Here is a 7658-nt window from a genome sequence, read left to right on the forward strand (position 1 = left end):
TGATGACCACCGTGGCGATGACTGCGGGCATGGTGCCGACCGCCGTTTCGCTTGGCGGCGACGGGGCGTGGCGCGCGCCGATGGGCACGGTGGTGATCGGCGGCCTGCTGGTCTCCACCCTGCTGACGCTGCTGATCGTCCCGGCGCTGTTCAGCCTGGCCGACGGCGCGGAAAAGCGGCTGGGGCCGTGGCTGCGCCGCACCTTCCTCAGCTATGAACCGGGGCACGACAAGCCGTCGATGCCTACGGGTGAGGCTCAACCGGCAGAGTGAGCGGCGCCCAAACCGGCCTGGGGCCCGTGCCCTCGCCTGCGGTGACTGTCGACCGGGCGCGCCGGATGCGCCGTGCGGCCACAGGCCTGCTGGTGCTGATGGCCGCGTTGTTCTTCATCGCGCGCCATTTTGCCGGGGTGCATCCGGCCTGGGGTTATGTGCTCGCCTTCAGCGAGGCGGCCATGGTCGGCGGTCTGGCGGACTGGTTCGCGGTAACCGCGCTGTTCCGCCATCCGCTCGGCCTGCCGATCCCGCACACCGCGATCATCCCCGAGAACAAGGACCGCATCGCCGATACGATGGCGGCGTTCCTGCGCGACAATTTCCTGATTCCCCCGGTGGTGGCCCGGCGGCTGCGGCACATGAACCTCGCGGCGGCGGCGGGCGCGTGGCTCGCCGATCCGGCCAAGGGCGGCAGCACCCGGCTGCGCGACGGGGCGGCGGAACTGGCAGCACAGGTGCTCGAATCGCTCGATCCCGAACGGCTTGGCACCCAGGTGCGCGGCGGGCTGTTCCGCCAGCTCGACAAGCTCGAGGTTTCGCCGCTGCTTGGCCAGATGCTGGCGACGATCATTGCCGACAAGCGGCACATGCCGGTGATCGAATCGCTGGTGCGCTGGGCCGGCCTGACGCTGGAAGAGAACGAGGAACTGATCCGCGCGCTGATCCATTCGCGCGCCAATGCCGTGCTGCGCTGGACCGGGCTGGACGAACGGCTCGCCAATTCGGTGCTCGACGGGCTCTACAAGCTGCTGGCCGAAGTGATCGTCAATCCGGACCATCCCCTGCGCGGCAAGGTCGAGGAAGGCCTCGCCAAACTGGCGCAAGATCTGCAGCACGATGCCGACCTGCGCGAGCGGATCGAGCAGATGAAGCGTGAGCTGATCGCCAACCCCGCCGTCTCGGTCTGGTGGCAGGGCGTGTGGGAGAGGATGCGCACCGCCATGCTCGCCCGCCTGCGCCGCGCGGACGGGGAAAGCAGCGGCCAGCTGGCCGAGGCGCTGACCGAACTCGGCCGCCACCTGCGCGACGATCCCGCGCTGCAACTGCAGATCAACCGCTTTGCCCGGCGCACGCTGGTGGGCATCTCGGTGCGTTATGGCGACCAGATCGTGCGGCTCGTCTCCGAAACCGTAAAGCGCTGGGACGCGGCAACCGTGACCGAGCGGATCGAGGGCGCGGTTGGCCGCGACCTGCAGTTCATCCGCATCAACGGCACGCTGGTGGGCGGGCTGGTCGGGGTCGCGATCCACGTGGTGGACCAGCTGCTGTGAGCCCGGTGCTTACCACCCAGCGGTTCGAGCTGTGGCAGCCCGCGCCCGGCGATCTGGCCGATCTGTTCGCGCTGACTTTCGATGAAGAAACCCGGCGCTTCCTCGGCTCCTTCGTGCCAAGCCAGATGGACGCGTTCAATCGCCTCCATCGCAACGCCGGGTCATGGGCGCTGCACGGCTATGGCACCTTCATGGTGCGCGAGAAGGGCGCGGAGCGGATCATCGCCAACTGCGGCGTGTTCCGCAGCCATCGCGGCTTTGGCCAAGGGTTGGACGATGTCCCCGAAGCGGGCTGGATCGTCCACAAGGACCATTGGGGGCGCGGCGTCGCGCGCGAGGTGATGGAAGCCGCGCTCGGCTGGTTCGACGCCACGCATGGCCGCCAGCGGATCGGCTGCATGATCGAGGAGGGCCACGTGGCATCGGACGCGCTGGCGCAGCGGCTGGGGTTTGTGCGCTATGGGTTGCATCAGCCGGAAGGTGGTGCGGCCCTGGTGCTTTACGAGCGGGTTTGAGCAGCGGGCGGGGGTGAGGATGCAACACAGGATGTCGATTGGCACCCTGCTCGACGGGCAGGGGCGTCTGGCCGAATGCGGCTGGGGCGTTGCCGAAGTACGCAGGTACGATCGCGCCGCGATCCGTGCCAGCGGGTGGCGCATCAAGGAGTGGGATTACTACTGCATCCTGACCGACGATCATGCCCTGGCCCTGACGGTTGCCGACAACGGCTATCTCGGCTTTCTCGGGATGTCGTGGATCGACTTCAAACGCGCCCGCGCGATCAACCATGGTGCGATCCGGCCCTTTCCGTTTGGCAGGATGCAGATGCCCGCAAGCGCCGACGCGGGTGAGATCGTCCAGTCTCGCGGCGGGATCGACCTTGCCTTTCGGCACGAACCGAATGGGCGGCGACTGACCTTTGCAGCTCCGGGATTCGACGGCGGCCGGGGGCTTTCCGGCGAAATCGTGCTGGCGCAGCCGGCCGACGACCGGATGGTGATTGCCACCCCCTTCAACGACGCGCCGCACGCCTTCTATTACAACCAGAAAATCAACTGCATGCCTGCCACGGGCTATGCCGTGCTAGGCGGTGAACGGATCGATTTTTCGCCCGACAGCGCCTTTGGCGGGCTCGATTGGGGGCGCGGGGTCTGGACTTGGGACAACACCTGGTACTGGGGCTCGGCCTCGGGCCTGCACCAGGGGCAGCGCTTCGGCTTCAACATCGGGCACGGCTTTGGCGATACCAGCGCCGCGAGCGAGAACATGCTGTTCCTGGATGGCAGGGCGCACAAGCTGGATGAAGTCACGTTCCACCTGCCCGAGGGGCCGCTCGACCGGGCCGACTGGCGCTTTACCAGCAACGACGGCCGCTTCGAAATGACCTTCACCCCGATCGTCGACCGCGCGGACCGGGTGAAGATCGGCCCCTTCCTGACCGATCAGCACCAGGTGTTCGGCCGCTACAGCGGACGCGCCGTGCTCGACGATGGCACGGTGCTACAGATCGACGGACTGACCGGCTTTGCCGAGCAGGTCCACAACAAGTGGTAGGCCCCGGCCGCGCGTTACCGCATTAGAGCTAGCCCGGAATCTGCCAGCGCACGGTCTGGATGTAGAAGGCCTTGACCGGCTTTCCTGCGGCGTCGAGCGCGGGCGCGAATTTCGCGCGCTGCGTCACATTGCGACAGGTGATGTCGGCAAAATCATCCGGATTTGTCCGATAGAGCACGTGGCAGGCGCTCACCATGCCGTTCTCGTCCACATCAAGGCGAAAGCGCACAATGCCCTGATGGCCCTGCCATAAGGCATTGTCGGGATAGTCGTTTGATACCAGCCAGGTGGTGGGGTCGTTGGTCGGCTGGGGCCTGCGCGTCAGGCTGGCCTGGGCTGCGGGGTCGAAACCCCAGTGCTTGACGAGGTCCACCATGCAGGTGCGCATCGCATCCATCGCCTTGTCGAATGGCCCCGCGTCAAACCGGTAGGTTTTGTTACCTGCGACGCGGATCGTCAGACTGATCGCGGCCGCTTCCTGCTGGCGCGTCACGGCCGGGGGGATGGCGCCCGGGGTCGGAGAACTCCAGTCGTCCAGTCGCATGCCGCCGACCAGCAAGGTGGGAATATCCTTGCCGGTGGTCGCGCGCATTACCTGGCGGCTTGGGGGATTGAGTTGGGGATTGAACCCGACCGTTACGGTTGTGTTTGCCCCGTACCCTTTGAACGGCTTGCCATAAATCGTGACGTCGAACCAATCGCCGGGTTCGAACTGCGTCATGCGCAGGATCGACGCCTGCTTGTCCTCGCCAAACTGTCCAAGCAGGCTGCAGGAATCATCATCGTAATTGACTTGCCACTTGCCGGTCTTCTTCAGGACGATAACGTCGGAAGGCTTGGCCAGTGCCGGCGTCGGTGCAGCGGCGGCGATTGCGCCGGCCAGCAGGGCATTGATCAGGCGCATAGGGCGCTCCTCCCGGTTTGCCGGGCAGCCTAACATCTTCACGAAAAAGAAAAAGCCCCGCCGAAGCGGGGCTTTTCCGTTAGGCGTATCGCCCGGTTCAGAGCTTGCCGGTGAGTTCCGGGACGGCGCTGAACAGGTCGGCGACGAGGCCGATGTCCGCGACCTGGAAGATCGGGGCGTCTTCGTCCTTGTTGATGGCGATGATGGTCTTGGAGTCCTTCATGCCAGCCAGATGCTGGATCGCGCCCGAGATGCCGATGGCAACATAGACTTCGGGAGCCACGATCTTGCCGGTCTGGCCAACCTGGTAGTCGTTCGGGACATAGCCCGCGTCGACCGCCGCGCGGCTCGCGCCGACGGCTGCACCAAGCTTGTCCGCCAGCGGGAAGATGGTTGCCTGGAAGGTGTCCGCGTCCTTGAGGGCGCGGCCGCCCGAGACGATGATCTTGGCGCTGGTCAGTTCCGGACGTTCGCTCTTGGCGATTTCCGATCCGACGAAGGTCGAGGTGCCTGCATCGCCCTTGCTCGCGACGGCTTCGACCGTGCCCGAACCGCCGGTGGCGTCAGCCTTGGCGAAGGCCGTGCCGCGCACGGTGATCACCAGCTTGGCATCCGAGCTTTCGACCGTGGCGATCGCATTGCCGGCATAGATCGGACGGGTGAAGGTCTTGGGGCCTTCGACCGACAGGATGTCCGAGATCTGCGCCACGTCGAGCAGGGCTGCGACGCGCGGGGCAATGTTCTTGCCGGTGGTGGTGGCGGGCGCGAGGAACGCGTCGTGGTGACCCATCAGGTCAGCCACCAGCGGCGCGACGTTTTCCGCGAGCGCATTGGCATAGGCAGCGTCGTCCGCGAGGTGGACCTTGCCCACGCCGGCGATCTTGGCGGCCTGTTCGGCAACCGCGGCGCAGCCCGAACCGGCGACCAGCAGGTGAACTTCACCCAGCTGCGCGGCGGCGGTGACGACGGCCAGGGTGGCGTCCTTGACGTTAGCGTTGTCGTGTTCGACCCAAACGAGCGTCTTAGCCATTACGCGACTCCCATTTCCTTGAGCTTGCCGACGAGCGCGTCGACGTCTGCAACCTTGATGCCGGCACTGCGGACCGGCGGTTCGCTGACCTTGAGGGTCTTGAGGCGCGGCGCGATGTCCACGCCGTAGTCGGCCGGCGACTTGGTCGCGAGCGGCTTGGACTTGGCCTTCATGATGTTGGGCAGCGAGGCATAGCGCGGTTCGTTGAGGCGCAGGTCGGTGGTGACCACGGCCGGCAGCGCCAGCTTCACGGTTTCCAGACCGCCGTCGATTTCACGCTTCACGACGACCGAATCGCCTTCCACGGTGACTTCGTTGGCAAAGGTGCCCTGCGGACGGCCGAGCAGCGCGGCGACCATCTGGCCGACCTGGTTGCTGTCATCGTCGATCGCCTGCTTGCCGGTGATGATCAGGCCCGGGGTTTCTTCACCCACCACGCCCTTGATGATCTTGGCAACTGCCAGCGGTTCCACGTCGACGCCGTCGTCAACCTGGACCAGCACGGCGCGGTCCGCGCCCATCGCCAGCGCGGTGCGCAGCGTTTCCTGGGCCTTGGCCGGCCCGACCGAAACCGCCACGATTTCCGAAACCACGCCCTTTTCCTTGAGGCGGATGGCTTCTTCGACCGCGATTTCGTCGAAGGGGTTCATGCTCATCTTCACATTGGCGAGATCGACGCCGGTGCCGTCGGACTTAACCCGCGGCTTCACGTTGTAGTCGATCACGCGCTTCACGCAGACCAGGGCTTTCATGGTATCCAAGCCTTTCCCATTGATACGCCGTTCAGCAGAATGATTGGCCGTCTAGTTGTCGTTTACGTAAACGTCAACCACCGAAAATTTAGCCGCGCGATTAAATCGCTCGAGGCAGGACCGCCATTGCGAGATGTCGGCATTGGGTCAAGCCGATTTCGCAGCAACGGACAATCGCGCGACCTTAAAACAAAGGGCCGATCACCGCACGGCAGAGATCGGCCCTTTTTGTATCCAGTTTCGGACAGGCTGAACTTAGCCCGCCTTCTTGACTTCCGCCACAATCTTGGCTGCGGCATCGCCCAGGTCGTTCGCCGAAACGATCGGCAGGCCCGAACCTTCGAGGATCTGCTTGCCCATTTCGACGTTGGTGCCTTCAAGGCGCACGACCAGCGGAACCGACAGGTTCACTTCCTTCGCCGCGGCAACGATGCCCTCGGCGATGATGTCGCACTTCATGATCCCGCCGAAGATGTTCACGAGAATCCCTTCGACCGCCGGGTCGGACAGGATGATCTTGAACGCCGCGGTGACCTTTTCCTTGTTGGCGCCGCCGCCCACGTCGAGGAAGTTGGCCGGGAAGGCGCCGTTGAGCTTGATGATGTCCATCGTCGCCATGGCGAGCCCTGCGCCGTTGACCATGCAGCCGATGTTGCCGTCGAGCTTGATGTAGGCGAGGTCGTGCTTGCTGGCTTCGAGCTCCATCGGATCTTCTTCGGTCTCGTCGCGCAGCGCCATAACTTCGGGGTGGCGATAGAGCGCGTTCGAATCGAAGCTCATCTTGGTGTCGAGCACCAGCAGCTTGCCGTCCTGGGTTTCAACCAGCGGGTTGATTTCGAGCATCGAGCAGTCGAGCGCCATGAAGGCATCAAAGAGCTGCTTGGAAAGGACCTGCGCCTGCTTGTTGAGATCGCCCTTGAGCTTGAGCGCGAAGGCGACCGCGCGGCCGTGGTGGGGCATGAAGCCCTGGGCCGGGTCGACGATGATCGTGGTGATCTTTTCCGGGGTCGAGTGGGCGACTTCCTCGATGTCCATGCCGCCTTCGGTCGACACGATCAGCGCGATGCGGCCGGTCGAGCGGTCAACCACCATCGAGAGGTAGTATTCCTTGGCGATGTCGACGCCGTCGGTGATGTAGAGGCGGTTGACCTGCTTGCCGACTTCGCCGGTCTGGATGGTGACCAGCGTGTTGCCGAGCATTTCCTTGGCGAAGGCTTCAACCTCGTCGATGCTCTTGGCGAGGCGCACGCCGCCCTTGGCATCGGCGGGCAGTTCCTTGAACTTGCCCTTGCCGCGCCCGCCGGCGTGGATCTGGGCCTTCACGACATAGAGCGGCCCGGGGAGCTGCTTGGCGGCCTCGACCGCTTCTGGCACAGTCAGCGCTGCGATGCCCTTGGGGATGCCGACGCCGAACTTGGCGAGCAGTTCCTTGGCCTGATATTCGTGAATGTTCATGTAATGAAACTCCAGCGGGGAGGAGGACTAATTCCGTTCTGCGGTGCCGCCTAAGCACAGTGGAGAAGGCTTGAAAAGACCCGGAAGGGCCCTCATGGATAGAAATATGAACGCCAGTTGCGAGTCATTCCTAACACGGCCGATTTATGAGAACGGCGCGCGCGGGTGATCGATCGCCAGCGCCTGGAAGCCATTGTGCGCGAAGCGGGGCGAATCGCGCTAGGGCGCTGGCCGGGGCATGGCCATGCGCTCGATTCGTGGGAGAAGGACCCTGGCAGCCCGGTTTCGCAATCCGATCTTGAGGTCGACGAATTCCTCAAGCGTGAACTGGGCGCACTGTTGCCGGCCGCGGGCTGGCTCTCGGAAGAAACCGTCGATGCGCCAGAGCGGCTGGAAGGCGGCCTGATCTGGCTGGTC

The 7658-nt window shown here is 64.6% G+C and carries 8 protein-coding genes and 1 pseudogene; 5 read left to right on the plus strand and 4 right to left on the minus strand.

Annotation, left to right across the window (positions count from 1 at the left end; genetic code table 11):
- From ACE3SN_RS15175 to ACE3SN_RS15190, 4 genes are all read left to right on the plus strand, one after another.
- A partial coding sequence (locus ACE3SN_RS15175; RefSeq protein ID WP_374531416.1) for an efflux RND transporter permease subunit occupies nt 1-272 on the plus strand: 272 nt, incomplete at its 5' end.
- Between the two features lie 65 nt (nt 273-337).
- Nucleotides 338-1546 (plus strand): DUF445 domain-containing protein, encoded by a 1209-nt coding sequence (locus ACE3SN_RS15180; protein WP_374531429.1) that lies wholly within the window; start codon nt 338-340, stop codon nt 1544-1546.
- Nucleotides 1543-2061, plus strand: coding sequence for a GNAT family N-acetyltransferase (locus tag ACE3SN_RS15185; protein WP_374531417.1), 519 nt, complete (start codon nt 1543-1545; stop codon nt 2059-2061). The genes ACE3SN_RS15180 and ACE3SN_RS15185 overlap by 4 nt, the downstream gene beginning before the upstream one ends.
- Before the next feature lie 31 nt (nt 2062-2092).
- Nucleotides 2093-3100, plus strand: coding sequence for a DUF2804 domain-containing protein (locus ACE3SN_RS15190; protein WP_374531419.1), 1008 nt, complete (start codon nt 2093-2095; stop codon nt 3098-3100).
- Between the two features lie 28 nt (nt 3101-3128).
- On the opposite strand, the gene ACE3SN_RS15195 is transcribed toward ACE3SN_RS15190, so the two are convergent.
- The 4 genes from ACE3SN_RS15195 to sucC form a co-directional block, all read right to left on the minus strand.
- Complete coding sequence (locus ACE3SN_RS15195; RefSeq protein ID WP_374531421.1) at nt 3129-4004, minus strand: energy transducer TonB; 876 nt, start codon at nt 4002-4004, stop codon at nt 3129-3131.
- A 97-nt stretch (nt 4005-4101) separates the two neighbouring features.
- Nucleotides 4102-5034, minus strand: coding sequence for an electron transfer flavoprotein subunit alpha/FixB family protein (locus ACE3SN_RS15200; protein ID WP_374531423.1), 933 nt, complete (start codon nt 5032-5034; stop codon nt 4102-4104).
- Nucleotides 5034-5786 carry an electron transfer flavoprotein subunit beta/FixA family protein gene (locus ACE3SN_RS15205; RefSeq protein WP_374531425.1) on the minus strand — a complete coding sequence of 251 codons (753 nt, stop codon included), beginning with the start codon at nt 5784-5786 and terminating at the stop codon, nt 5034-5036. The genes ACE3SN_RS15200 and ACE3SN_RS15205 overlap by 1 nt, the downstream gene beginning before the upstream one ends.
- A 255-nt stretch (nt 5787-6041) precedes the next feature.
- Nucleotides 6042-7241: an ADP-forming succinate--CoA ligase subunit beta gene (sucC, locus tag ACE3SN_RS15210; protein ID WP_374531427.1), complete on the minus strand. Its 1200-nt coding sequence runs from the start codon at nt 7239-7241 to the stop codon at nt 6042-6044.
- A gap of 165 nt (nt 7242-7406) precedes the next feature.
- Here sucC and ACE3SN_RS15215 point away from each other — a divergent pair.
- Nucleotides 7407-7658: pseudogene (locus tag ACE3SN_RS15215) on the plus strand (3'(2'),5'-bisphosphate nucleotidase CysQ); the annotation flags it as partial.

The sequence above is a fragment of the Novosphingobium sp. genome (assembly GCF_041915465.1).
In the GTDB taxonomy this organism is placed as follows: domain Bacteria; phylum Pseudomonadota; class Alphaproteobacteria; order Sphingomonadales; family Sphingomonadaceae; genus Novosphingobium.

Bases quoted from the DNA above. Each gene is read 5' to 3' on its own strand.
- ACE3SN_RS15180 (WP_374531429.1), top strand. From the start codon at position 338: ATGCGCCGTGCGGCCACAGGCCTGCTGGTGCTGATGGCCGCGTTGTTC.
- ACE3SN_RS15190 (WP_374531419.1), top strand. From the start codon at position 2,093: ATGTCGATTGGCACCCTGCTCGACGGGCAGGGGCGTCTGGCCGAATGC.
- ACE3SN_RS15195 (WP_374531421.1), bottom strand. From the start codon at position 4,004: ATGCGCCTGATCAATGCCCTGCTGGCCGGCGCAATCGCCGCCGCTGCA.
- ACE3SN_RS15200 (WP_374531423.1), bottom strand. From the start codon at position 5,034: ATGGCTAAGACGCTCGTTTGGGTCGAACACGACAACGCTAACGTCAAG.
- ACE3SN_RS15205 (WP_374531425.1), bottom strand. From the start codon at position 5,786: ATGAAAGCCCTGGTCTGCGTGAAGCGCGTGATCGACTACAACGTGAAG.
- sucC (WP_374531427.1), bottom strand. From the start codon at position 7,241: ATGAACATTCACGAATATCAGGCCAAGGAACTGCTCGCCAAGTTCGGC.